Raw genomic sequence first — 24441 nt, forward strand, 5'->3', positions numbered from 1 at the left:
ATCTCTAGGCGTCCACCCGAAAATCGCTGGGGTGGTGTTTCGGAGACTGGTGATGGCCGACCGGCAACTGGACGAATGGGATATTGCGCATGGCGGGCTGCGCTCACTGTCGTCGCGCGAGATCAAGGTTTTCTGGGACGGTTATCTCGCCCGCCGCAACGATCCCAGGATACGCCATGGCAGCCTCTATTCGCGCTGGCGGCATATCGCCGACGATCTGGTGGTTTCGCTCTATTTGACCAATCGCAGCGTCGGGCTGTTCGTCAGGGGCCAACGCGGCGAGGGTTATGCCACAACCGCGAACCGGCTGATTGCCTTCGAGCCCGCATTGGGCAAGGCGCTTGGCGTCAGCCTGCGCGGCGAGTACGCGCTGTGCTACCTGTCCAACCATCCGGTCGCGATGACAGATCCGGCCAACTGGCCGCGGGCTTACGCGTGGCTGGAACGGCAGGAAAAGCACTTCAGTCATGTTCTGAGCGACATGGTTGTCGGCGCCTAGGTGCCGGACGGAGCGAAATTCCGTTGCAACGGCGTGGCCCTGCGAGGACATCTCGATCCGGGCGTAAGCGGTTGAAAACAAGCTGAAATCGACTTTCATCGGACTGGGGAGGGCGCTCCCTTCCGGGATGTTTCCGCACGCGTTCGCAGAGCGGCGCGAAAATTCCCTACGTTCTATCTTGCAAAAGATATATCTTTGAATAGATATAGCGACATGAAACAAACATCCTGGAGAGGTACTCACATGTTCAACCACCCGAATTTCAACGATCGTTGCCGTGGAGAATGGTCCATGTCGGGCCAGAATGAAGGCGGCAGGGGCGGCGGCCGGCATGGCCGCGGCGGTCCCTTCGGCCGTCATCGTGGCGGTCCCTTCGGCGGCCGCGGCCCGCGCATGTTCGATCCCGGCGCTCTGCGCCTGGTCGTGCTCGGCCTGATTGCCGAAGAGCCGCGCCACGGCTACGACATCATCAAGGCGCTGGAGGCCAAGTTCCAGGGCGCCTACAGCCCGAGCCCGGGCGCGATCTATCCGATGCTGCAGATGCTGGAGGAGGCGGACCTCGTCGTCTCCGTCGCCAATGGCAACAAGAAGCTCTACTCGATCACCGAGGCGGGCCAGGCATATCTCGATGAAAACGCCGCCGAGCTCGCCAAGATCAATGGCCAGATCGAGGAAAACTCGACGCAGGTCAGCGGTGTCGCCCTCGGCGACGAAGTCAAGGCGCTGAACTTCGCTGTGTTCAGCCGACTGCGCAGCGGTTCGCTGACCGCCGTACAGGCTGAGAAGGCGCGCGAGATCCTGAAGAAGGCCCGTCGCGACCTCGAAGACCTTTGATTCCCCGAGGTCTTGTAACGTCTGAAGCTCCCGCCGCAAGGCGGGAGCTTTTTCTGTGTGAAACCTAGGAAAAGGCCAGATTTGCGGGCCGTTTCCGACAATTTGAATCAAAAGCCAATTCGCCCCGGAACCCGATCGCAACGATCCCCGGCTAATACAGCTGCGGGTGTACAAGGGGTGGTTTGAGAATGCTGGTTGGACGTGTGATGGCGGGTGCGGTATCAATTGCTCGCACCGCCGATGCCTTGGCGATGCCGACCCGGCCGGAGGCTGCCAACCGCAATAGCGACGCCGTGGCAGATGCTGCCGCACAGGCGCCGGCGCCTGCCACCAGCAGCCACATCTATGTGCCCGCCAAGCCTGTCCAGCAGGCGGTGCCGGTCTCAACCCCGAGTTCCTCGCGTTCCCGCGTGAGCGATGTCGATGACGCCCATCGCACGGCATGGTCGGCGCTCAACAATGAGCGCTTCCGGCTGGCGATGGAGAAACTGGGCGATGTGCGCACATCGGACGCCGTGATGATGATGCGCCCGGTCGAAGGCGCGGGCACCGACATCAAGTCGGCACTCGCGCGATACGAAGAAAACAGCTGATCAGAAGAAGCCTCAGCTGCGGCGACGGCGTTCGCGGCGGCCTTCGCTGGTTTCCGTGGTGTTCGGCGCCGCCAGCTTGTTGCGCATCGGGCCGATGCGCTCGACGATTGCCTCGACGGTCGGACGAACGTCCTTCTTGTGGGCGTCGAGCGCCTTGCGCATGGCGGCCAGATGCTCGAACGAGGTGCCGCAGCAGCCGCCGATGATCCTGGCGCCGCCGTCGACAGCGAGGCGGACATAGTCCGACATCAGTTCCGGCGTGCCCGAATAGTGAATCTCGGTGCCGCGGAATTCCGGGATGCCGCAATTGCCCTTGATGATGATCGTTGCATCCGGTTTGGCGTCGCTCATGTCGAGCAGCGAAGCCAGGATATCGGACGCACCGACACCGCAATTGGCGCCAACGCCAAGCGGCGTCTGGGCAAGGCCGTCAACGACACCGTGGATGTCCTTGGGCAGCAGGCCCATCATGGTGCGGCCGGCAGTGTCGAACGAGCCGGTGTAGGTGTAGGGCAGGCCGACGCGAATGGCAGCTTCCGCCGCCGCACGGATTTCGTCCGGCGCGGACATCGTTTCAATCCATGCGACTTCGGCGCCGCCGGCCTTGAGGCCTTCGATCTGTTCGGCGAATGCATCGACCGCCTCGTCATAGGTCATGGCACCAAGCGGAACCAGAAGCTCGCCCGTCGGGCCGACGGAGCCGGCGACGATAACTTTGCGGCCGGCCTTGTCGGCAACGCCACGGGCGATTTCGGCAGCGCGCTTGTTGAGCTCGTGCACGCGATCCTGGGCGTGATGCAGCTTGAGCCGGTGACGGGTGCCGCCAAACGAATTGGTAAGGATGATGTCGGCGCCGGCCTCGACGAATTTCCGGTGCAGCGTCGAAATCTTCTCGGGCGCGCTTTCATTCCACAGCTCGGGTGCTTCGCCGGCCTCGAGGCCCATGGCAAACAGGTTTGTGCCGGTTGCGCCATCGGCGAGCAGCACGCCCTTTTCGGCCAGCAGGGCATCGATCGGATTGGTCGTCATCGCAGCGACTTTCATATCAGGAGATTAGATAAGGATATAAAGAAGTCTTTATGTCCAGTCAACGCGTTTGCTTGGCCGACCATGCTGCCGGCGTCACCTCGACCGCGATCTCGGTGCAGACGCCGCCATTGGTCGGATAATGATCGACCGAGCAGGCGGTGACGACGAGCAGCAGGTCGCATTCGGCGCGCAAAGCGACGTAGCCGCCGGGCGGATTGATCGAGGCGAAGACGTCGATGCTGCCATCGGGCTGCGGCAGCGAGTTCTGGAACAGGTCGACCGGGTCTGGCGTGAAGGGCAAGGCGAGCCCTTCCGAGGCAAGGGCCTTGTGCAGATTGTCCTGGCAACTGGGATGCTCGTCGAAGCCGGCGCGGACATAAAGCGCGTGGTTGCAGGCGGGGTAGAGCATGTCGTGCGGGCCGGGCGAGGCGTCTTCGACCAAGGTCAGCAATTTGTTTCCCGTCGTGCCGTAGAAATGTTCGCCTGTCTTGGGAAACAGCCGCTCGCCGATATCGCGGGTGTTGGAAGTGCTCAGCCAGTCCTTCATATCAGGCGTGAACGCCCAGAGGTCGGCGACCTGCTGGCCCTTGATGTCGATGATGCGGACCAGGTCACCGCTGGAGACGCGGATGGAACGGCCCGACTGGGCAGGTATGACGACACGCTTCTGATCTGGCATGGGTTTCCTCGGGGATCGCGGCGCACGCTGCCGTATCGCGGCGGCAAATTCAACCAGAGCGCCAGTCAGCCCCAACTGGCCGGGAACGAAGCCACAGCCAGCCGTCGCGCGAAGGCCGCGGTCTCGTGGGCGTTGATGTCGGCGGCGCGGATCAGATTGTCGAAATGGCGGGTCAGCGTCCTGATCGGGTCGGTGGCATAGAGCACAAGGTACATGTCGCCGACATAGATCGCCGCGCGGGAATGGCCGAAGATCGTGTAGGGCACGGAATAGCGCATGCGGCCGTCATACAGGAACAGCCGGAATGTCGGGTAGAGATCGTCGAGCAAGTCAGCCATGTGGCGCAGCTGCTGCTTGCGGTCCTTGTCTGGAAAACCCGACCAGACGCCCAGGCCGCGCGCGAAAATCTCGAGCGTGTGACGCGGCATGCATACTTCCATGTCGGTCTCGGGCCGGCGGTTGTAGTCGATGCGATACTGCGTCTCGCCGGCCTGGCTCTCGCGGCTCTTGTTGGAGATGCCGGCCTCGTAGTCGATGAGTGCTTCGGTGCGCAGCAGGTCAGGAATGCCCGCGGGCACATAGCGGATCTTGGTGCCGGCGGCCTCGGCATGCCATTTCGCGATCAGCGTGCGTTCGAAACCGCCCGATGCCTCCTCGATCTCGAGGCTTTCGCGGATTTCGCCTGTAACCCCTTCGTCCTGGCTGAGGCCAAGCAGCCAGTCGAGCGAAACCTTGTGAGCGGATGCGATTGTCAGCAGGGTTTCGGCGCGAGGGAGCCTTATCGTTGCCCCCGAAAGCAACTGCGACAGCGCCGAGCGGTCGATGCCGACCGATGTGGCAAAGGCCGACTGATTGAGGCCGGAGCGTTGGACCAACGCCTTGAGACGCTCGCGGAAAACTTCGGATAGATCGCGTTTGTCCATGGCCTGCCCAAAGGTGGAATGGTTTTGCGGAACGCAGGCAAGGCGCCCGCGGGAAATAGATTCATCTTCCAGCTTGTTTACTAAGTGTAACACTTGCGGCTTAAGCAGCGCAATGTAAACAATCTGTGCGCATTGTCTCGTTGCAGAAACGCAAGGCTACTGACAGCATTATGTCAGGAATCATCGAGTTCCAGGCATCCAAGGACAGCAGGCAGCAGCATGGCTAACAGGGGAAACAAACGCGGCACGACCACCAGGGTCGAATGGCCGACGGTGTTTCTGATCGCCGCCTGCTACGGTGCCTGGCTTGTGGCGGGACTGCTGGTGTGGCCCAGCTATCCGGTTGCTGCGCTGGTGCTGATGGTGCTGGCGGTGGCGTTGCAGTCGTCGCTGGTGCATGAGGTGCTGCACGGCCACCCTACCCGCAACGCGCGCATCAACGAAGCGCTGGTTTCTCTGCCCATCGGTCTGCTTTGGCCCTACCGTCGTTTCAAGACCATTCACCTGCGCCATCACGCCGACGAGAGGCTGACCGACCCGTTCGACGATCCCGAGAGCTACTACCGCGCGCTTTGGCAGCATGACGACCTGCCAGAGGCGATGAAGCTGGTGCTCAGGATCAACAACACCATGGCCGGTCGTTTCGTGCTCGGGCCGTTGCTGTCCTGCATCGGCTTTGTCATCGACGACGCCAAGGCGATCGCCGGCGGCGACAAGACAGTCCGCACTGCCTGGCTGCTGCACGCGGCGGGGCTGGCCATCGTCCTGGCGGTCATCCAGTTCGGCTTCGGCCTGCCGCTCTGGCTCTATGTTCTGGTGCCGGTCTGGCTCGGCCATTCGTTGATCTCGATCCGCACCTTTGCCGAGCATCAATGGTCGGAGCATCCGGAAGGGCGCACCGTCATCGTCGAACGCTCGCCGCTTTCGATCCTGTTCCTCAACAACAACCTGCATTTCGTTCACCACAAGAGCCCGACCGTCGCCTGGTACAAGCTGCCGGAACTGTTCCGCGCGCGCCGCGAAGAGTGGCTCCGGATGAACAAGGGCTATGCCTATCCGAACTATTTCGCGCTGGTCAAAGCCTATGCCTTCCGTGCCAAGGAGCCTGTATGCCACCCGGCGCTGCGCCGCGCGCCCGAGCCGGGCAGGGCGTTCGTGCCGCGCGTCAGGGCGCGCAACGTCAATGGGCTGGGCACAGCACCTGTGCCTGCTGAGCCGCCGAAGGAATGATCCTTTCAGACCTTGCCAATTCCCGCGTTCGAGCCTGAAATGATGCAATGAGCGACTTCATCGCCGCACTGCCCATGTATGACTGGCCCGAGATGCACGACGAGGTCGATGCACAATGGGCAAGGCTGAGAACCCTGATCCTCCAGCACGGCATCCCCGCACCGGAAACCCTTGTCCGGCGCAATGCCGACATGCCGCCGGTTTCCGGCGGCATTCGTGACGCCTCGGACGCGGTCGTCGCAGCTGATCCTGCAACGCTGCCGCCGGATGAACTCGACCTGCCGACGCTGTGGCGGCATCCCAGGTTGCTGTTTGGCCAGACCTGTTGGGGGCCGATGGAAACCACCGGTCTCAATGGCCAGGTGCGCGTGCTGGGCCAGCCGAGCTATGACGGAATCGAAGGCGGCAGCGGCGATCATTACTCCAGTGCCATCGTCATGCGTCGCGGCTCGGTGACCGCCGCCCATGCGCATGCGCCCGATGGCGACATGCCGTTGATCCCGCTCGACCTGATCCGCGACAAGCGGCTCGCCTTCAACAGCCACGATTCGATGTCCGGCTTCATCGGCATTTCGCGTGACCTTGCGGCATTGGGCGAGGGCCTCAGGATATTCTCCGGCCGGATCGAAAGCGGCGGGCACCGCAACTCGATCGTAGCTGTCGCCGATGGCCGGGCCGATGTCGCAGCCATCGACTGCCAGAGCTGGGTGCTGGCACAGCGTTTCGAGCCGGCGGCGCGCGAGGTGATGGTTGTCGGCTGGACAGGCAAGCGCAAAGGCCTGCCCTACATTACCGCGCTGTCGTCGCCACTGACCTGGATGCCGGCCTGAGGCGAGGTCGTTCGCACTCTCGTTGATGGCGGCCCGGTGGCAACGCCAAGGCCAGCCGATCGCATGATACGAAAACGCCGGGGCATGCCTCGGCGTTTTTCATTGGCCAAGCAGACGCTTGTCCAGCGGGTAGCTCGATAGCTGTTCGTAGCCTGTCTCGGTGATCAGGATCTGCTCCTCGATCTTGACGCCGTCATGCCCGCCGAGGCGGCCGATATAGCTCTCGACGCAGACCACCATGCCGGGCTTGAGCACGCCGTCCGGCGTATCGGCCGTCCAGTCCGAGGCGTGGGGCAGGGTGGGATATTCGTCGGCCAGGCCGACGCCGTGAAACAGCACGCCATAACGTGCCGCGAAGCAGTCGGGCGGCGGCACGGCCGCGCGTTCCACCAGTTCACGGAAACCGAGGCCGGGCCTGAGCAGCGCCGTATTGTAGGCGATCTGTTCGGCGGCAATCCTGTAGAGGTCGCGCTGCTCGTCGGTCGGCGCGCCGTCACCGCACAGCCAGGTGCGCGACAGGTCGGCGCAGAAGCCGTAGGGCCCGATCAGGTCGGTGTCGAAGGCGACGAGCTCGCCTGCCTCGACCACGCGCGAGGAGCACTCCTGGAACCAGGGATTGGTGCGCGGTCCGGATGCCAGGAGCCGTGTTTCGATCCATTCGCCGCCGCGGGCGATGTTGCCGCGATGCAGTTCGGCCCAGAGTTCGTTCTCGGAGATGCCCGGCCGGAGCGCCGCTTCCATCTCGCCCATCGCCGCTTCGCAGGCGACGATCGAACGACGCATGCAGAGGATTTCGTCAGGCGACTTGATCAGCCGGGCGTTCTCCATCACCGCCTCGCCATTGCCGACCGAGATGCCAAGCCGTGCCAGCGCGTCGACGCCCTCATGGTCGAGATGGTCGACGGCAATACGCGTGATGCCGCCGCCGTGCTGGCGAACGACATCGGCGATGCCTTGCGCCCAACGCTCGACCTTCATCTCCGTCAGTTCGCCACTGTAGAGATACATCCACGACACTGCCGGGCGAACCTCGTCGACGACGCCGGAATGATCGGACAGGTGCTCGCAGGAGAAATAGTCGAACAGCACTACCGGGCCGTCTGTGGCGACGAAGCAGTGACGGGTCGGGTTGTGCGCCACCCACAGCTGCATGTTGGTGGAATCGGTGGCGTAGCGGATGTTGACGGGATCGTAGAGCAGGGCGCCGGCGTAGCCGCGCCGCGCGAGCTCGGCGCGGATGCGCTCCAGCCGGTATTTTCGCAGGGCCGGCATGTCAGGTGCCGCAATGCCTGCCGCCGCCCATTCGGCCTCAGCCTGCGCTCCATAACCCAGAACGTGGCTGTTGAGCCCGGCCGCCTTGGTGCGTGCCTGCTCGCGCAAATCGTCCGCGGAACCCGGCTCGAACGGCATGATCTTTCGGTGGCGGCCGAAATTGCCTTTTGCAGGGGTATCCATCAGCAATGCCCCGCAAGTGGCCGAATGTGTGGGGCGCCCCCCTCTGTCCTGCCGGAAATCTCCCCCACGAGGGGGGAGATCAGCAGTTGAGGTTTTGGCGCTGTTCTTGGATCGCTCGAATTCCGGCGAGAGGCATCTGACAGCCAATCTCCCCCCTTGTGGGGGAGATTTCCGGTAGGACAGAGGGGGGCAACGTAGAGCATGTGCGTTCCCACTCTCTTGCTTGGAGCCGAACTACCCCCGCATCTTGTCACCGCTCGGATCAAACGGCGGCTCGACATTGATGCGGGCGGGACGGCGGTGGCCGAGGATCTCGATCTCGAACAGACCTTCCGCCTCGTTTTCGGCAAGCGCAGCGGGCACATAGCCTTGGGCCATCGACTTCTCGACATAATGGGCATAGCCGCCCGACGTCACCCAGCCGACCACACGCCAGTCGCCGTCGACGATGCCGCGCACCGCGGATGCGCCGGTGGCGGCGTCCGAACCGCGCACTTCCTTGCCAGTCTCATCGAAGCGCGGCGCACCATAGCCGTGCGGCTTTTCGATCGTGCCGAAATCCTTGGCGCCGATCTTGGCCCAGATCGGCTCGTCGCCCATCACGTCGGCGTCCTGCGCATCGACATAGAAGGAGACACGGCGCAGCTTTGGCCCCTCGGCGTGCTCCCTGGCGGCTGCCTCGCGGCCGATGAAGTCGTTCTTTTCGAGCTTGATGAAGCGCTCCATCGAACCCTCGAACGGCCCATAGATCGGGCGAAGCTCGCGGAACCAGGTCGGGAAGTTCTTTTCTAGGCGCATCGACAAAAGTGCCCGCATGCCGAAATCGACGATGCCGAACTCTTCGCCGGCGTCCTTGATCGCCTTGTAGACGAGGCGCTGGTAGGCCGGCGCCATCCAGATCTCGTAGCCGAGGTCGCCGGTATAGGTGATGCGGTTGACCAAGCATGGCGCACCGCCGACGGCCATCTCGCGAAAATCCATGAAGCGGAAGGCCTTGCTGGAGACGTCCTCGTCGACCAGTCTGGCCAGCAGCTCTTGCGACTTCGGGCCTGCAATCGACAGGCCGACGAGCGTCTGGTCGAAGCGGTGGATGCGCACCGACCCGTCCTTGGGCAAGTGCTTTTCGAACCAGCGCATGTGGTATTTCTGCGCCGCCGACGAGCCCCAGATCATGAACGTGTCGTCGCCAGTCTTGGCAATCGTGAAGTCGCCGATCAGGCGGCCGAACTCGTTCAGCATCGGGGTCAGCACGATGCGGCCGTTCTTCGGCATGCGGTTGGTCATCAGCCGGTTGAGAAAATCCTCAGATGCCGGGCCGGACACCTCGTATTTGGCGAAGTTGGCGATCTCGGTCACGCCGACGCGGTCGCGTGTGGCGCGAACCTCGTTGCCGATATGTTCGAAGTCGTTTGAACGGTGGAAGGAGACGATGTCCTTGGGCTCTGTACCCTTCGGAGCAAACCACAGCGGCGTTTCCAGGCCCCAGCTGTCGCCCATGACCGCGTTGTTGGCGACCATAGTGTCGTAGAGCGGGGTGGTCTGGGCCGGCCTGGCGGCGGGCAGTTCTTCATTCGGAAAACGGATCGAGAAGCGGCGCGAGTAGTTTTCGCGCACCTTGGCGTTGGTGTAGCGCAGGCTGGCCCACTCGCCCCAGCGCGCGACATCCATGCCCCAGACGTCGAAGCCCGGGTCGCCGTTGACCATCCAGTTCGACAGAGCGAGGCCGACGCCGCCGCCCTGGCTGAAGCCGGCCATGACGCCGCAGGCGACCCAGAAATTGGTCAGGCCCTGGACCGGGCCAACCAGCGGGTTGCCGTCGGGCGCGAAGGTGAAGGGACCGTTGATGACCTGCTTGATGCCGGCATTGGCGATGCCGGGGAAATGCTGGAAGCCGATTTCCAGCGACGGCGCGATGCGGTCCAGGTCCGGGGCAAGCAGCTCATGGCCGAAATCCCACGGCGTGTTGACAGGCGACCACGGCTTGCAGGCCTTCTCATAGGTGCCGAGCAGGATGCCGTTGCGTTCCTGGCGCGTGTAGATCTCGCCCTTGAAATCGAGCACGCCGATCATTTCGCGGCCGGTTTCCTTGTTGAAGGCCTCGACCTCCGGCATCGGCTCGGTCAGCAGGTACATGTGCTCCATGGCGAGCACCGGCAGCTCGACGCCGACCATGCGGCCGACCTCGCGCGCCCACAGGCCGCCGCAGTTGACCACGTGCTCTGCCCTGACGGTGCCCTGCTCGGTGACGACGTTCCAGGTGCCGTCGGGATCCTGCGTCAGTTCCTTGACCGGGTTGCGCAGCACGATCTCGGCGCCGAGCTTCTTCGCCGCCTTGGCGTAGGCATGGGTTGTGCCTGACGGGTCGAGATGGCCTTCGACGGGATCCCACATCGCGCCGACGAAATGCTTCTCGTCCATCAGCGGGAACATCTTCTTGGCTTCGGACGGCGTGATGAGTTCGGTGTCCATGCCGAGATAACGGCCCTTGGCATGGGCCAGGCGCAGGAAGTCCATGCGCTCGGGGCTGTCGGCAAGCATGACGCCGCCGGTCAGGTGCAGCGAGCAGGACTGGCCGGAAATCTCCTCCAGCTCCTTGTAGAGCTGGACGGTGTAGGCCTGTAGCTTGGCGACGTTGGGGTCGCCGTTGAGCGTGTGGAAGCCGCCGGCGGCGTGCCAGGACGAGCCGGAGGTGAGCTCCGAGCGCTCGATCAGCATGATGTCGGTCCAGCCGGCGCGGGCGAGGTGATAGAGCACCGAGCAGCCCACAACGCCGCCGCCGATGACAACTGCTTTCACATGGGATTTCATAAGGTTATGTCCGAGTTGTAAGAAATTGAATCGGCTTGATGGCGATCAGAAGTCGGTCGGGGCGCCGCCTTCGGCCTTGCGCTTGTCGACGAAGGCGTTGAGCTCTTCGCGGATGGCGGGGTCCATCCAGGGCTCCTCGTAGGAGGCAAGGCGCTCCTTCCAGACGCGATTGGCCTTTTCCACCGCGGTTGGGCTGCCGGCCTCGGCCCAGGTCTCGAAATTGCGCCAGTCGGAGATGATGGGCGAATAGAAGGCATTCTTGTAGCGCGACTGGGTGTGCGCGGTGCCGAAGAAGTGGCCGCCGGGGCCGACGTCGCGGATCGCGTCGACGGCGAGCGCGTCTTCCGACAGGTCCAGCGGGGTCAGGAACTCGGCCACCATCTGCAGCAGGTCGATGTCGAGGATCATCTTCTCGTAGGAGCAGCGAAGGCCGCCCTCGAGCCAGCCGGCGCCGTGGAGCATGAAGTTGGCGCCGCCCTGGATCGCGCCCCACAAGGAGAAGACGCTCTCATAGGCTGCCTGGGCGTCGACGGCGTTGGCGGCGCAGACATTGGAGGTGCGGTAGGGGATGTTGTAGCGGCGGGCGAGCTGGCCGCCGACAAGCTGGGCCTTCATGTATTCGGGCGTGCCGAAGGCCGGGGCGCCCGATTTCATGTCGACGTTGGAGGTGAAGCCGCCATAGCCGACCGGCGCACCCTTCCTGACCATCTGGGTGAAGGCGAGGCCGGAGAGCGCCTCGGCATTCTGCTGCACCAGGGCGCCGGCGATGGTGACGGGCGCCATCGCACCTGACAGGGTAAAGGGGGTGACGATCACCACCTGGCCCATCGACGACATCTGGATGATGCCTTCCATCATCGGCACGTCGAGCTTCAGTGGCGAGTTGGTGTTGATGATGGTGTAGACCGAGGGCTCCACCATCATCTGCTCGCGGGAAATGCCGCGGGCGATGCGGGTGATCTCGATGCCGTCGACGTTGCGCTCCTTGCCGAGCGAATAGATGTGAAACACCTTGTCGGTCAAAGTCGCCAGATCGCGGATGCATTCGAGATGGCGGATCGAGGGATGGATGTCCACCGGTTCGACAGGATAGCCGCCCGTCGTCTGCAAAATGTTGTGCATCTGGGCGAGCTTGAGGAAGTTGCGGTAGTCGGCCTGGTTGCCCGGGCGACGGCCACGATCGAGATCGGAACAGTTGGGCGCCGACGCCATCTGCGAAATGACGAGATTGTTGCCGCCGAAGCGCACATTGTGGGCCGGATTGCGGGCATGCAGGGTGAACTCGGCCGGTGCATGCGAGATCAACTCGAGGATCATGTCGGAATCGAAGCGGACGCGCTCGGTGCCGTCGCGCACGTCGGCGCCCTGTGCCTTCATGATGCGGCGTGCCTCGTCGTGCAGCACGTCGACGCCGATCTCCTTAAGCACCCGCAATGAGGCAAGGTGGATGGACTCCAGCTCGTCGTCGGAGATCAGCCTGGTCGGTGCAAACGGGATCTTGAGCTGGCGGAAAGGCGGCTGCTCGAATGCCTGGGCGCCGCCGGCGCGCTTGCCGGCACGACCGCCGCGTCGAGCGCGATCGGAGGCAGGAGCCTGTTCGGCTGTTTGCAGGGCCACGGTCATGGAATCCTCACGGCAAGCTTCAGTGTCGGGAGGCATAATGGACCGGGGCAGTGCTGCTCATTGCGGAGGCGGCGACAAGTAGCGCGAGGGAAACGACATCGTCGACGGGTGCCGTGGGGACTACGACCGATTGGGACTGGACCGACGTTCTCCGTCGTGGTGAGGCATCCGGCACAGGGCGCATCATCTATAGGATCGCCGTCATTCGATTCTCTGGTGACTGCTTTGACCTCTCCCGCTTCCACCGCCGCCGAACCGCCTCTCAGGTGGGCACCGCTTGTCGGCGTCACCGCAGCACTTGCGATGTTTGGCGCAGCCCAAGGGCTGAGCTATCCGCTGTTTTCGCTGCTGATGCAGAAACAGGGCATGCCGCCGGCGATGATCGGCCTGTCGGCGGCGATGATGCCGCTGGGCCTGATCGCCTCCGCCGCCTTCGTGCCTTGGGCCGTGCGCCTCGTCGGGGCGAGAAACCTGGCTGTCGGCTGCTCGATCGCGGCTGCCATCTGCTTCCTGCTGATCGGCTATCTCCAGGACTGGTTCGCCTGGTTCGTCCTGCGCTTCATGATCGGGGTGGTCATCAACCCGCTCTACATCCTCGGCGAGGTGTGGGCGCTGTCGATGGCGCCGCCGTCGCGGCGCGGGCGCGTCATGGGCGTGTTCAACACGCTGATGGGGGTCGGTTATGCCAGCGGGCCGCTGGTACTGACCTTCGTCGGCACGGCAGGCTGGACGCCTTTCGTCATTGCAATCGTCGGCTTCCTCTCCTGTGCCACCGTCCTGCGCATCTTGTCGGATCTGTCGGGCTTCGAGGATGACGGCCGGTCCAAGGGCGGTGTGCTTGGCTTTGCGGCGCTCGCGCCGGCGCTGCTGTTTGCCGTGCTCGTGTCGGCGGCCAACCAGCAAAGCACCTATTCGCTGCTGCCGGTTTTCGGCGCCGGCCACGGGCTGCCCGAAGCAATGCTCGCCGCGATGCTGACGGCACTGTCGATGGGCAACATCCTGCTGCAAATTCCGCTTGGCCTGATGGCGGAACGGGTCGGCGGCCGTGCCATGATCCTGTTTTGCGCCGCGGTGACGGCCATCTGCGCCGTGCTTTTGCCGCTGCTGATCGAGACGAGGCTGATCTGGCCCGTGCTCGTGGTGATGGGGGCCGTGGGCTATGGCGTCTACACCATGGCACTGGTCGAACTCGGCAACCGCTTCAACGGCAGTGTGCTCGTCGCCGGCAACGCGGCGTTTGCGCTGATGTGGGGCATGGGCGGCATTGTCGGGCCGCCAAGTTCGGGGCTGGTGATGCAGACTTTCGGCCCGATCGGGCTGCCGGCGGTGCTGGCGAGCCTGAATGTCACCCTGCTGGCCTTCGCCTTCTATCGCGCTGCAGTCCGGCGCCATAAGACGGATTAGGGCGGGGCGGACTGGGGCGGGCTGCGCGACGAGATGGCCCCGTCGCGCAGCAAAGGTCAGTCGGCCTTGGCGATGTGCCAGACGCCGCCCTTGCCCTCGCCGGTGACGTCGCCGGCCTTTTTGTCCTGGACGAAGGTGTAGAGCGGCTTGCCTTCATAGGCCCACATCTTGGAGCCGTCGTCGCGGGTGACGACCGTCCAGTCGCCTTCGTCCTTGGCGTCGGCCGCAGCCATCAGCGGCGGCCAGTTGACGGCACAGTCGCCATTGCAGGCCGACTTGCCGGCGCTGTCCTTGTCATAGGTGTAGAGCGTCATGCCGTTGGCGTCGGTGTACATCTTGCCGCCGGCGCCTTCGGCGATCTTGGCCGGTTCGGCGGCGAAGGAGAGGGCTGAACTCGCAAGCAGGAGGGCGAATGCGGACAGTACGGTCTTCATGATGGTTCTCCCTGGGTTGGCCGCAAAATGCCGGCCACACGGGCAGTCAACGCTTGCCATCGCCGATCTATTCCCGCCATGAGGCGCAGGAGAGGATTTTTCCAGCACTTGTGGCCGGCGCTTGTAGATTGGCGAAACGCCGGGTTAGAGTGCCGGCATGTGCGCATTTCATGCTCATACCCCGGCAGCGGACGCCGCATCGAAGCCGTCGCCGCGGACGCGGCACACCGAGCTTCTGCGGCTTTGCGCACGCATTGGCTACTCGCCGCCCGCCTGAACTCGAATCCGCCCCGGCGCCTGCCGGATCGATTCAAGAGAAAGGCACAAGCCAATGACTTATCAGAACTATTCGCTGAAGCAGCTTCAGCAGATCGACGCCGCGCATCATCTCCACCCGTTCACCGACCACAAGGAACTGCGCGAGGCGGGCTCGCGCATGATCACCCGCGCCGAAGGGCCGTTCATCTACGATTCGGAAGGCACCGAACTGCTCGACGGCATGGCCGGCCTGTGGTGCGTTAATGTCGGCTACGGCCGCGACGAACTGGCCCAAGCGGCCTACGCTCAGATGAAGGAAATGCCCTACTACAATTCCTTCTTCAAATGCTCGACGCCGACGCCGGTGCTGCTGTCGAAGAAGCTCGCGGAACTGGCGCCCAGGAACATCAACCAGGTGTTCTACGGATCGTCGGGTTCGGAATCGAACGACACGGCGCTCCGCCTGGTGCGCCACTACTGGGCGCTCGAGGGCAAGCCCGAGAAGAACCGCATCATCTCGCGCAAGATGGCCTATCACGGCTCGACCGTCGCCGGCACATCGCTCGGCGGCATGGAGGGCATGCACCAGCAGCTTGGCGGTGCCGTGCCCAACATCGTCCATGTGATGATGCCCTACGCCTATGAACTGGCGCTTCCAGGCGAGAGCGATGATGATTTCGGCCTGCGCGCCGCCAGGTCGGTCGAGGATGCGATCCTGGAGGCCGGCGCCGACAATGTCGCCGCCTTCATCGGCGAGCCGATCATGGGGGCGGGCGGCGTCAAGATTCCGCCGGCAAGCTACTGGCCGGAGATCCAGCGCATCTGCCGCAAATATGACGTGCTCCTGATGCTCGACGAGGTCATCACCGGCTACGGACGCACTGGCGAGTGGTTTGCGGCCCAGACCTTCGGCATCGAGGCCGACACGATCACCACCGCCAAGGCGCTGACGTCGGGCTACCAGCCGCTGTCGGCGCTGCTGGTCGGCGATCGTATCGCCTCGACGCTGGTCGAGAAGGGCGGTGAGTTCTATCACGGCTACACCTATTCCGGGCACCCGGTGGCCTGTGCGGTGGCGCTCAAGAATATCGAGATCATCGAGCGTGAAGGGCTGGTCGAGCGGGTGAAGACCGACACCGGCCCGTATTTCGCCCAGATGCTCAAGGAGCGCATCGCTCGCCACGGCCTCGTCGGCGAAGTCCGTTCGGTGGGCCTGATGGGCGCCATCGAGATCGTCAGGGAGAAGGCGACCAAGGAGCGGTTCTCACCGGGCGGCAGTGCCGCGGTCGTGGTGCGCGACCATGCGATTGCCAACGGCATGATGATGCGCGCGACCGGCGACTCGATGATCCTGTCGCCGCCGCTGATCTGGACCCGCGCCACCATCGACATGGCCGGCGACCGTATCCTGAAGGCGCTCGACCTCGCCGAAGCCGATCTCAGGAAAGCCTGATGCCAGATTGCCGGGCAGGGGATTTCTGCCCGGCCTACCCCGGGAGCGAACGATGAGCGGCAAGCCGATCGTGCCTTTGATCCAGTATGAGGATGCAAGCGAGGCGGTCCGCGCCGTCTATGACGACATCATGGCTTTCAGGAAGGTCGACTGGATCAACAATTTCTGGAAGGTGCTGGCGCATGACCCGGCGCTGCTCAAGCGGACATGGGAGTCGGTGCGCGAGGTGATGGCGCCCGGCGCGCTCGATCCGCTGACCAAGGAACTGATCTATATCGCCGTATCGGCGACCAATGGCTGCGAATATTGCACCTACTCCCATACGGCGGCGGCGCGCAGCAAAGGCATGAGTGAAGCCCAGCTGATGGAATTGCTCGCTGTTGTCGGCATGGCCAACGAGACAAACCGCCTCGCCAACGGATTGCGGCCGCCGGTGGACGTGCAGTTCGAACCAAGGGACTGAGGCGATCGGCTTGTTCATGACAGTGCTGCGGCTTATATTGTGCACTGCACAATAAGCTCGCGCGCATAATCGGCCGGGCAAACCGGAGTGCGCGAGATGAAGAATAGACGATTGGCAAGGGCCTCGCGCCAATCCGGCGCCATTGCCGGCAATCTGATGCTGGCGCCGATGGTCATGGCGATGCGGTTGCCGATGATGGCGACCGAAGCGCGCAAGGGTGGGCCACTGCATGGCGAAAGCCTGGCGGCTGTAACCGAAAAGACGACCGCCATGGCCGAAGGCATGGTGGCAGCGCAGATATCCTACTTCCAGTCGGCGCTGCAGTTCTGGCCGGAAGTGCTGTCGGGCCGCACGCCATCGGTGCTGAACGGCGTTGCCGCGCAAAAGTCGGTTGCAGCCGCGTTGAAGCCGGCCAGCAAGCGCGTGCGCGCCAATTTTCGCCGGCTGGCGACGAAATCCGGGACATGAGGGGTGGGCACAACGCAAAAACCGCGTCCCGGACGGGAACGCGGCTTTGCCACTATTACGCATGGCCCTTCGCGACGCTTGACCAGCGAAGGTTTACAGCTCCGGTACGCGAGACCTGATCCGGAGCCAGAGGCGGCTGCGAAGCCCGCCCTTGCAAACCGTTTTAGCTGGACATCGTTACCGCGTGGTTATCGAGAGCTTAAGCAAACCTAAATTTTGAACTTTTTTGGATTAATCAGGCCGCATCGCCACGCAGGAACCTTATGATGCCGGAGAAGTCCGTGCCGCCATTGCCGAGAGCCGTGAACAGGGCATAGAGCTGGGTTGCCTCGGCGCCGAGCGGAGTGACGGCACCGGCCTGCTGCGCCGCTTCCTGCGACAGCTTCAGGTCCTTCAGCATCAGGGCTGCGGCAAAGCCGGGCTGGTAGTCGCGGTTGGCCGGCGAATTGGGCACCGGGCCGGGGACCGGGCAATAGGACGTCAGCGACCAGCACTGGCCCGAGGAGGTCGAGGCGACGTCAAACAGCGCCTGATGCGACAGGCCGAGCTTTTCAGCCAGCACGAAGGCCTCGGCAACGCCGATCATCGAAATGCCGAGGATCATGTTGTTGCAGATCTTGGCTGCCTGGCCGGCGCCGGCGTCGCCGCAATGGACGATGCGTCCGGCCATCGGCTTGAGCACCGGCTCGGCCACGTCGAACGCCGCCTGCGCGCCGCCGGCCATGAAGGTCAACGTGCCGGCCGCAGCACCGCCGGTGCCGCCCGAGACCGGCGCGTCGACCGACAGCAGGCCATTGCTGGCAGCAATCGCATGTGCCTTGCGGGCTGAATCGACGTCGATGGTCGAGGAATCGATGAGCAGCGCGCCCTTCTTCAGCTTCGGCACGATGTCCTCATAGACCGTAAGCACATGCTTGCCGGCGGGCAGCATGGTGATGACCACATCGGCATCCTTGGCGGCGGCGGCGGCATTGGCCATGACGGTGACGCCGTTGTTGCGCGCGGTCTCGAGATGCTCGGGCATCAGGTCGAAGCCGAGCACCGCGTGGCCGGCCTTGACGAGATTGGCGGCCATGGGGTTGCCCATGTTGCCCAGTCCGATGAAGGCGATGGTGGTCATTGGTTGGTTCCTCCAGTGGGAAGGGAGTAGGGCGGTAGGGAGTAAGGGAACAGGGGGACAAGCAGTGGGGCAATGGGAGTGTCCCCCTACTGTCCTCGACCGCTACTTTCCGATCAGATGCCTGGCGATGATGACACGCATGATCTCGTTGGTGCCTTCGAGGATCTGGTGGACCCTGAGGTCACGCACCAGCTTCTCGATGCCGTAGTCGTGCAGATAGCCGTAGCCGCCGAGCAGCTGCAGGGCGTCGTTGGCAATGTCGAAGCCGGTGTCGGTGACGAAACGCTTGGCCATGGCCGACCATTTCGAGGCGTCGTGCGCCTTGCGGTCGAGCCTTGATGCGGCGGCATAGAGGAACAGGCGGGCGGCCTGGAGTTCGGTTTCCATGTCGGCGAGGCGGAACTGCAGCGCCTGGAAGCGGTCGATGGTCTGGCCGAAGGCCTTGCGCTCGGCGGTGTAGGCCAGCGCCTTGTCCAGCGCCGACTGGGCGCCGCCGACCGAGCAGGCGGCAATGTTGAGCCTGCCACCGTCGAGGCCAGCCATGGCGATGCCGAAGCCGGCACCCTCATCGGAAAGCAGGTTTTCGGCCGGCACCTTGCAATCGTCGAAGATGACCTGGCGGGTCGACTGCATATGCCAACCCATCTTGTGCTCGTTGGCGCCGAAGGACAGGCCGGGCGCATCCTTGGGGATGACCAGCGTCGAGATGCCCTTGGGGCCGTCGGCACCGGTGCGGACCATGGCGACATAGACGTCGCTGTCGCCGGCGCCCGAGATGAACTGCTTGGTGCCGTTGACGACGAAGTCGCTGCCGTTGCCGCCGCTGCGTACCGCTTTGGTCTTGAGTGCTGCGGCGTCCGAACCGGAACCCGGCTCGGTCAGGCAATAGCTGGCGAGCCATTCCATCGATGTCAGCCTGGGCAGGAGGCGCTGGCGCTGCTCCTCGTTGCCGAAGCGGTCGATCATCGACGCGGCCATGTTGTGGATCGAGATGAAGGACGAGAAGCCCGGGCAGGCATGCGCCAGCTGTTCGAAAACCAGCACGGCGTCGAGGCGGGTGAGGGCGGAGCCGCCGACATCTTCCTTGACGTAGAGGCCGCCGAAGCCGAGCTGGCCGGTTTCGCGGATGACGTCTTCGGGGAAGTGCTTGGCCTTGTCCCATTCAAGGGCAAAGGGCGCCACCTTTTCGGCGGCGAAACTGCCCGCCATTTCGCGGATGGCCAGCTGATCTTCGTTGAGCTCAAACTGACCGGCGGTCGCGTCGATTGCGGCGTCCATGTCGGCCTCCCTGTCGTTTTTTGGCTATGCGCGGGGCTCAATCTAGACCAATGATGCGGCCGCGCAACCCGACCTTCAACAGAGCGGCTGTGCGCAAATGCATGGGCGAGAACGAACGTGGCGACAAATTTTGATGGGCTGCTGCAGGCCTTCAGAGGCTTTCTCGAGGCAACCGATTCGGTGGCGCCAGTGGGCGAATTCCTCGGCGACATCGACTGGGACATGCCCGCGCGTCCGTTGAGGCCGCATGCTGTCGCGTGCGCACGCCTTCTCGACCGCGCCGTCGAATTGGCGCCGGCCGGTTGCCGTCCCTTGGCTGAGCTTCTAGCGCGGCATCGCGGCGAACTGCACTGGGGCCAGACCTACACGGCAGCGGATTTCGGGCAGCGCTTCCTCGACAATTACGGCTGGGCGGAGATGTTCGGCACGCGCGGCCACTATGCCAACGACACGGTGGCGGGCGGCTTCCTCGTGCTTGGCCCTGATGTCGAATATCCCGACCACCACCACCTTGCCGAAGAGATCTACATCCCGCTGACCGGCGGCACGGCGTGGCGAATGGGCGATGCGCCGTTCGGCCCGCGCGATGCAGGCGAAGTGATCCACCACGCCGCCAATGTGAACCACGCCATGCGCACCGGCGGCGAGCCGCTGCTCGCGCTCTATCTCTGGCGCGGCGGGCCGCTGGCGGCCAGGTCGACGGTTTCAGGAACAGCCGCTGGCGGAAGGGCCTGAACCATGGCCAAGGCGATCATGCTCCAGGGCACCGGCTCGGATGTCGGCAAAACAGTGCTGGTGGCCGGCCTGTGCCGGGCGGCGCGCAATCGCGGCATGCAGGTGCGGCCATTCAAGCCGCAGAACATGTCGAACAATGCCGCGGTCGCCGACATTCCCGGCGCGGCAGGCGGCGGCGAGATAGGCCGCGCGCAGTGGCTTCAGGCGATAGCCTGCGGGGTCAAGCCGTCGATCCACATGAACCCGGTGCTGCTCAAGCCGCAGAGCGACATCGGCAGCCAGGTCGTGGTGCAGGGCAAGGTCTTCGGTTACGCCAAGGCGCGCGATTATCAGGAACTGAAGCCCAAGCTGATGGGCGCGGTGCTCGATTCCTGGCAGACACTGGGCGAGGGCGCCGAGCTGATCGTCGTCGAGGGCGCCGGCTCGCCCGCCGAGATCAATCTTCGTCCGCGCGACATCGCCAATATGGGCTTCGCCACCCGCGCCGGCGTGCCCGTCATCCTCGTCGGCGATATCGATCGCGGCGGGGTCATCGCCTCGGTTGCCGGCACGCATCTGATCCTGCCGGAAGACGATCGGCGCATGATCGTCGGCTATCTGATCAACAAGTTCCGCGGCGATGCCAGCCTGTTCGACGACGGCATCAAGGCAATCGGGCATTTCACCGGCTGGCCCTGCTTCGGCGTCGTGCCGTGGCTCAAGGCGGCGGCGCTGCTGCCTTCGGAGGATTCGGTGATCCTCGAAAGGCTGGCCGGCGGGGAAGAGCGGGCGCTCAAGGTTGCCGTGCCGATGCTCGGCCGCATAGCCAATTTCGATGATCTCGACCCGCTGCGTGCCGAACCGCAGGTCGAAGTGGTGTTCGTGCCGCCGGGGCAGCGGCTGCCCGAGGATGCCGGGCTGGTGGTCATTCCGGGGTCGAAATCGACGATCGGCGACCTGCTGCTGTTCCGCTACAATGGTTGGGACCGCGACCTCGAGGCACATCGCCGGCGCGGCGGTCATGTCGTCGGCATCTGCGGCGGTTACCAGATGCTCGGCCGTATCGTGCACGACCCGCTGGGCATCGAAGGCAGCGTGACGCGCGCCGAAGGTCTCGGCCTGCTCGACGTCGAGACGGTGATGGCGCCGGAAAAGACCGTGCGCAATGTCGAGGCGCGCTCGGTGCGCTATGGCGAGCCACTGTCCGGCTACGAAATACACCTGGGCAAGACCACGGGCGCCGATTGCGTCAGGCCGACAGCCGTCATCAACGGCGTCGATGATGGTGCGACCTCGGCCGACGGCAAGGTGTTCGGCACCTATATGCACGGCCTGTTCGGCGCCGACGGTTTCCGCGGGCGGTTCCTCGAAAGTCTTGGCATCAGGGGCGGCGGCATCGACTACCGCGCCGAAGTCGAGCGCGCCCTCGACGAGATTGCCGAACAGCTCGAACGCCACCTCGACTGCGACGCGATTTTTGCTGCCGCGCGTTGAAGTCCATCAGGCGGCCGGTTCGCCTGCTCTCGGCCAGTAGGTGCCGACACTCCAGACATTGCCCTCGGGGTCGCGGCAGATGAACTCGCGGCTGCCGTAAGCGCGATCGGTGAGTTGCTGGACGATGTCGGCGCCTGCCGCCTTGGCCCTGGCATGGACGACGTCGACATCTTCGACCGCCAGATAGATGGCCTTGCCGCCATTGTGGCCGGGTTCGCCAACGATGGCGCCGAAGGCGTCGGCGCGAGACGACCCGATCATGATCATCGACGATCCGAGAGCGAGTTCGGCGTGACCGACGTCGGCGCCGTCCATGTATTTGGCATGGACGAGAAAGCCGAAGGCTGTTGCGAGCCAGTCAATCATGGCGGCAGCATTGGCGTAGCGCAGCGTCGGGAATATGCGGGGAGCTTCCGGGGTAGGCATCTGGCGCCTCCTGTGGCGTTGAACGATCACCCAGTGTGGCCGCGTGCCTGATGGCGGTATTGAACAAATGTAACCGGCTCAGCCGAGCCCGGTCGGTGTGGTGCCGGCAAGCGCGCGGAACTCGCGCACCATGTGGGCCTGATCGGCATATCCGCACTCAACGGCAAGATCGGCCCAGCTTGTGCGATCCGCCCGTTTTGACAGGTTTGCGGCGCGATTGAACCTTGCGATGCGCGCGATGGATTTCGGCCCGACGCCGACCTGGTCGGCGAAGCGGGCGGCCAGGTGCTTGCGGCTCCAGCCGATCTCGTCGGCGATGGATGCGACACGGGCCCGGCCGCCGCTGGCGACGATCGTTGCGAGGGCCCAGCCGATTTCATCAGAGATAGCCGGCATCCTCGTCAGCCGTTCGATGATGAAAGCCTCGGTCATGTCGAGCCGCCGATGCCAGTCGGTTTCATCGCCAAGCCGTTCTCGAAGCCGGTGGCCGGCGCTGCCGAGCACCTCGTCGAAAGGCACCATGCGGTCGGCAAGCTTGCTCATCGGCAGGCTGAAGAAGCGCCTTGCGCCAAGCGGCGTGAAATTGACCTGGATGCAGCAGGCCCGGCCAAAGGAATCGATGATCACCGGTCCGGCGTGGATGCCAGCGGCAAAGCTTGCGAAGCGGTCATTGTCTCGGGGTGCCCGGCTCAGGCCGATGGCAAAGGCTTCACCGAAACTGATGATCAGCGGAACATGCAGCGAAGCGACCTCGGTCTGCCTGACATAGACAGGGACAAGTTCGCGAAAACCGATGAGTTCGGTGACGATTCCGGCGAGCTGTGGCGAAGGCGTGCGCCGCACGAACTCGAACTGCGCCGGGGCAGGCTCATCAGGTGTCTCGTCGCGTTGGCCGCTTGCCATGTCATGGCTCCGCCGGGGCAAACGGACGATATCAGCCAGGGGTCAGACGGTCAAAACGCCGTCACAGGCCGATCATCACGCGCAGCGGGTTGGTGGGGTCGATGAGCAGGCGGATGGCCAGTGCGACGCAGGTGCAGACCAGCAGCGGCTTGATCAGCTTTGCGCCGTTGCGCATTGCCATGTGGGCGCCAAGCCGGGCGCCGAGGAACTGGGCAATGCCCATCAGCAGCCCGATCTTCCAGGCAACCACGCCGACAAGCGCGAAGGCAATGAAGCTGCCGACATTGGAGGCGAAGTTGAGCAGCTTGGTATGGGCGGTGGCCTTGAGCACGCCGTAGCCGGCCAGGGTGACGAAGGCGAGCATGAAGAACGAGCCGGCGCCGGGGCCGAACACGCCGTCATAAAAGCCGATCAGCGGCACCACTGTCAGTCCGAACAGCAGGGGCGGCAGGCGTTCGACGCGATCGACGTCATCCATGTTGGGCTTGAACGCGAAGTACAGCGCAATCGTGATCAGCAGGAACGGCAGAAAGATGCGCAGGATGTCGCCGGGCAGGACCGTCGCCAGCATGGCTCCGAGCATCGCGCCGACGAATGAAATGGCTGCGAACGGCAATTGCTTGCGCAGGTCGACATGGCCTTTGGCGGCGTAGCTGATGGTGGCGGAGCCCGAGCCGAACAGCGATTGCAGCTTGTTGGTGCCGAGCGCCTCGAGCGGCGGTAGGCCGGCGAGCAGCAGTGCCGGAATGGCGATCAGGCCGCCGCCGCCTGCTATGGAATCGATGAAGCCGGCGATGAAGGCAGCCACGATCAGGATCAGCAAGGCTTCTGTGGCTATGTCGAACATCGGTGCGGAGATCTGTCCAGGAGTATGAGGCCTTCGACCACAGCGCACCCGCTTGCGCAATAGCGAGTCGGCGGCAATGCTGGCCCAGCCATTGGGCCAAGTGTTTTTCGCCGTGCATTGCTCTATATCGGATTTGCAGTTGCCTCGACGGAAGGGATTCGCATGGTAACAGGATTGCTGACCCAAATTCTGAACATGTTCGAGGGCGACCCCGGCGTCCGCAAGGTCGCCGACGACCCCGTGCTTTCGGCCGAGCTGCTGCTGCTGTTCCGGATGATCCTCGCCGACGGTGTCGCCAGTGAAGCCGAGATGATCGCCTTTCGCCGGATCTGCACCGAAGCCTTCGGCATCGCCGAGAGCAGCATCGATGGCGTCATCGAATATCTCAACGAGTTCGGCTACGAGACCAACGGTTCGCAGGCCATCGCCATGTTCCGTGATCTCGACGTCGAACGACGCCGGCAACTGGCCCGCCACATGGCCGAGATCGCCAAGGCCGACGCCCATCTGGCGGAAAACGAGGTCAAGCTCCTGCGCCGCACGCTCGATTTGCTGGGCATCAGCCCCGTCGATGTGGTGAAGCCGGCGACTTAGGCTTTTTTCCAGGCTTGATCGCCGGGTCCCCGCTGCTTCGCATCGTCCCGGCGTTCGCTAGCCTTTCATCGTGCACTGGCAC

Annotated in this window: 24 protein-coding genes; 12 read left to right on the forward strand and 12 right to left on the reverse strand. The window is 63.9% G+C overall.

Annotated features, from left to right (window positions below; genetic code table 11):
* Nucleotides 1–52: 52 nt before the first annotated feature.
* The 3 genes from N7E70_RS14320 to N7E70_RS14330 all read left to right on the forward strand — a co-directional run bounded on the left by N7E70_RS14320 (nucleotide 53) and on the right by N7E70_RS14330 (nucleotide 1926).
* Complete coding sequence (locus N7E70_RS14320; RefSeq protein ID WP_246340547.1) at nucleotides 53–499, forward strand: hypothetical protein; 447 nt, start codon at nucleotides 53–55, stop codon at nucleotides 497–499.
* 291 nt (nucleotides 500–790) lie between these two features.
* A complete protein-coding gene (locus tag N7E70_RS14325) occupies nucleotides 791–1333 on the forward strand; it encodes a PadR family transcriptional regulator (RefSeq protein ID WP_246340545.1) in 543 nt (180 codons plus the stop codon).
* 188 nt (nucleotides 1334–1521) lie between these two features.
* Nucleotides 1522–1926 (forward strand): hypothetical protein, encoded by a 405-nt coding sequence (locus N7E70_RS14330; protein ID WP_154383926.1) that lies wholly within the window; start codon nucleotides 1522–1524, stop codon nucleotides 1924–1926.
* 12 nt (nucleotides 1927–1938) lie between these two features.
* Here the strand turns inward: N7E70_RS14330 and bmt are convergent, their stop codons facing one another.
* The 3 genes from bmt to N7E70_RS14345 form a co-directional block, all read right to left on the reverse strand.
* The gene (bmt, locus tag N7E70_RS14335) at nucleotides 1939–2955 is read right to left on the reverse strand and encodes a betaine--homocysteine S-methyltransferase (protein WP_067966376.1); all 1017 of its coding nucleotides are present in this window, start codon (nucleotides 2953–2955) and stop codon (nucleotides 1939–1941) included.
* A gap of 58 nt (nucleotides 2956–3013) precedes the next feature.
* On the reverse strand, nucleotides 3014–3634 hold the full coding sequence (locus N7E70_RS14340) for a DUF1989 domain-containing protein (RefSeq protein WP_154383928.1): 621 nt from the start codon (nucleotides 3632–3634) through the stop codon (nucleotides 3014–3016).
* 65 nt (nucleotides 3635–3699) lie between these two features.
* On the reverse strand, nucleotides 3700–4557 hold the full coding sequence (locus tag N7E70_RS14345) for a helix-turn-helix domain-containing protein (RefSeq protein WP_067960997.1): 858 nt from the start codon (nucleotides 4555–4557) through the stop codon (nucleotides 3700–3702).
* Nucleotides 4558–4776: 219 nt separating this feature from the next.
* Between N7E70_RS14345 and N7E70_RS14350 the strand changes: the two genes are divergently transcribed.
* Complete coding sequence (locus N7E70_RS14350) at nucleotides 4777–5787, forward strand: fatty acid desaturase (protein ID WP_263006740.1); 1011 nt, start codon at nucleotides 4777–4779, stop codon at nucleotides 5785–5787.
* Nucleotides 5788–5834: 47 nt separating this feature from the next.
* The gene (locus N7E70_RS14355) at nucleotides 5835–6617 is read left to right on the forward strand and encodes a phosphate/phosphite/phosphonate ABC transporter substrate-binding protein (protein WP_263006741.1); all 783 of its coding nucleotides are present in this window, start codon (nucleotides 5835–5837) and stop codon (nucleotides 6615–6617) included.
* Nucleotides 6618–6716: 99 nt separating this feature from the next.
* Here the strand turns inward: N7E70_RS14355 and N7E70_RS14360 are convergent, their stop codons facing one another.
* From N7E70_RS14360 to N7E70_RS14370, 3 genes are all read right to left on the reverse strand, one after another.
* Nucleotides 6717–8072, reverse strand: coding sequence for a M24 family metallopeptidase (locus N7E70_RS14360; protein WP_263006742.1), 1356 nt, complete (start codon nucleotides 8070–8072; stop codon nucleotides 6717–6719).
* A gap of 234 nt (nucleotides 8073–8306) precedes the next feature.
* Nucleotides 8307–10880, reverse strand: a complete 2574-nt coding sequence (locus N7E70_RS14365) for a GcvT family protein (protein ID WP_263006743.1) — start codon at nucleotides 10878–10880, stop codon at nucleotides 8307–8309.
* Between the two features lie 45 nt (nucleotides 10881–10925).
* Nucleotides 10926–12503, reverse strand: coding sequence for a trimethylamine methyltransferase family protein (locus N7E70_RS14370; protein WP_263006744.1), 1578 nt, complete (start codon nucleotides 12501–12503; stop codon nucleotides 10926–10928).
* 303 nt (nucleotides 12504–12806) lie between these two features.
* Here N7E70_RS14370 and N7E70_RS14375 point away from each other — a divergent pair, with 303 nt between their 5' ends.
* Nucleotides 12807–13907, forward strand: coding sequence for an MFS transporter (locus tag N7E70_RS14375; protein WP_269441467.1), 1101 nt, complete (start codon nucleotides 12807–12809; stop codon nucleotides 13905–13907).
* Nucleotides 13908–13963: 56 nt separating this feature from the next.
* On the opposite strand, the gene N7E70_RS14380 is transcribed toward N7E70_RS14375, so the two are convergent.
* On the reverse strand, nucleotides 13964–14341 hold the full coding sequence (locus tag N7E70_RS14380; protein ID WP_067961015.1) for a COG4315 family predicted lipoprotein: 378 nt from the start codon (nucleotides 14339–14341) through the stop codon (nucleotides 13964–13966).
* A gap of 331 nt (nucleotides 14342–14672) precedes the next feature.
* Between N7E70_RS14380 and N7E70_RS14385 the strand changes: the two genes are divergently transcribed.
* The 3 genes from N7E70_RS14385 to N7E70_RS14395 all read left to right on the forward strand — a co-directional run bounded on the left by N7E70_RS14385 (nucleotide 14673) and on the right by N7E70_RS14395 (nucleotide 16983).
* Nucleotides 14673–16052, forward strand: a complete 1380-nt coding sequence (locus N7E70_RS14385; protein WP_263006745.1) for an aspartate aminotransferase family protein — start codon at nucleotides 14673–14675, stop codon at nucleotides 16050–16052.
* 52 nt (nucleotides 16053–16104) lie between these two features.
* Complete coding sequence (locus N7E70_RS14390; RefSeq protein ID WP_192315773.1) at nucleotides 16105–16515, forward strand: carboxymuconolactone decarboxylase family protein; 411 nt, start codon at nucleotides 16105–16107, stop codon at nucleotides 16513–16515.
* A gap of 96 nt (nucleotides 16516–16611) precedes the next feature.
* Complete coding sequence (locus N7E70_RS14395) at nucleotides 16612–16983, forward strand: hypothetical protein (protein ID WP_263006746.1); 372 nt, start codon at nucleotides 16612–16614, stop codon at nucleotides 16981–16983.
* Between the two features lie 235 nt (nucleotides 16984–17218).
* Here the strand turns inward: N7E70_RS14395 and mmsB are convergent, their stop codons facing one another.
* On the reverse strand, nucleotides 17219–18103 hold the full coding sequence (mmsB, locus tag N7E70_RS14400) for a 3-hydroxyisobutyrate dehydrogenase (protein ID WP_263006747.1): 885 nt from the start codon (nucleotides 18101–18103) through the stop codon (nucleotides 17219–17221).
* Nucleotides 18104–18205: 102 nt separating this feature from the next.
* Complete coding sequence (locus N7E70_RS14405; protein WP_263006748.1) at nucleotides 18206–19381, reverse strand: isobutyryl-CoA dehydrogenase; 1176 nt, start codon at nucleotides 19379–19381, stop codon at nucleotides 18206–18208.
* Between the two features lie 117 nt (nucleotides 19382–19498).
* Here N7E70_RS14405 and N7E70_RS14410 point away from each other — a divergent pair, with 117 nt between their 5' ends.
* Complete coding sequence (locus N7E70_RS14410; protein WP_263006749.1) at nucleotides 19499–20116, forward strand: dimethylsulfoniopropionate lyase; 618 nt, start codon at nucleotides 19499–19501, stop codon at nucleotides 20114–20116.
* Nucleotides 20117–20119: 3 nt separating this feature from the next.
* Nucleotides 20120–21589, forward strand: coding sequence for a cobyric acid synthase (locus N7E70_RS14415; protein WP_263006750.1), 1470 nt, complete (start codon nucleotides 20120–20122; stop codon nucleotides 21587–21589).
* 6 nt (nucleotides 21590–21595) lie between these two features.
* Here the strand turns inward: N7E70_RS14415 and N7E70_RS14420 are convergent, their stop codons facing one another.
* The 3 genes from N7E70_RS14420 to N7E70_RS14430 form a co-directional block, all read right to left on the reverse strand.
* Nucleotides 21596–22015 (reverse strand): VOC family protein, encoded by a 420-nt coding sequence (locus N7E70_RS14420; protein WP_263006751.1) that lies wholly within the window; start codon nucleotides 22013–22015, stop codon nucleotides 21596–21598.
* A 78-nt stretch (nucleotides 22016–22093) separates the two neighbouring features.
* Nucleotides 22094–22918, reverse strand: a complete 825-nt coding sequence (locus tag N7E70_RS14425) for a helix-turn-helix domain-containing protein (RefSeq protein WP_263006752.1) — start codon at nucleotides 22916–22918, stop codon at nucleotides 22094–22096.
* Nucleotides 22919–22979: 61 nt separating this feature from the next.
* Nucleotides 22980–23765: a TSUP family transporter gene (locus tag N7E70_RS14430; protein WP_263006753.1), complete on the reverse strand. Its 786-nt coding sequence runs from the start codon at nucleotides 23763–23765 to the stop codon at nucleotides 22980–22982.
* A 162-nt stretch (nucleotides 23766–23927) separates the two neighbouring features.
* Here N7E70_RS14430 and N7E70_RS14435 point away from each other — a divergent pair, with 162 nt between their 5' ends.
* Nucleotides 23928–24359 (forward strand): tellurite resistance TerB family protein, encoded by a 432-nt coding sequence (locus N7E70_RS14435; protein ID WP_067961052.1) that lies wholly within the window; start codon nucleotides 23928–23930, stop codon nucleotides 24357–24359.
* Nucleotides 24360–24441: the final 82 nt, after the last annotated feature.

The organism is Aminobacter sp. NyZ550 (genome assembly GCF_025628925.2).
Taxonomy (GTDB): Bacteria; Pseudomonadota; Alphaproteobacteria; order Rhizobiales; family Rhizobiaceae; genus Aminobacter; species Aminobacter ciceronei.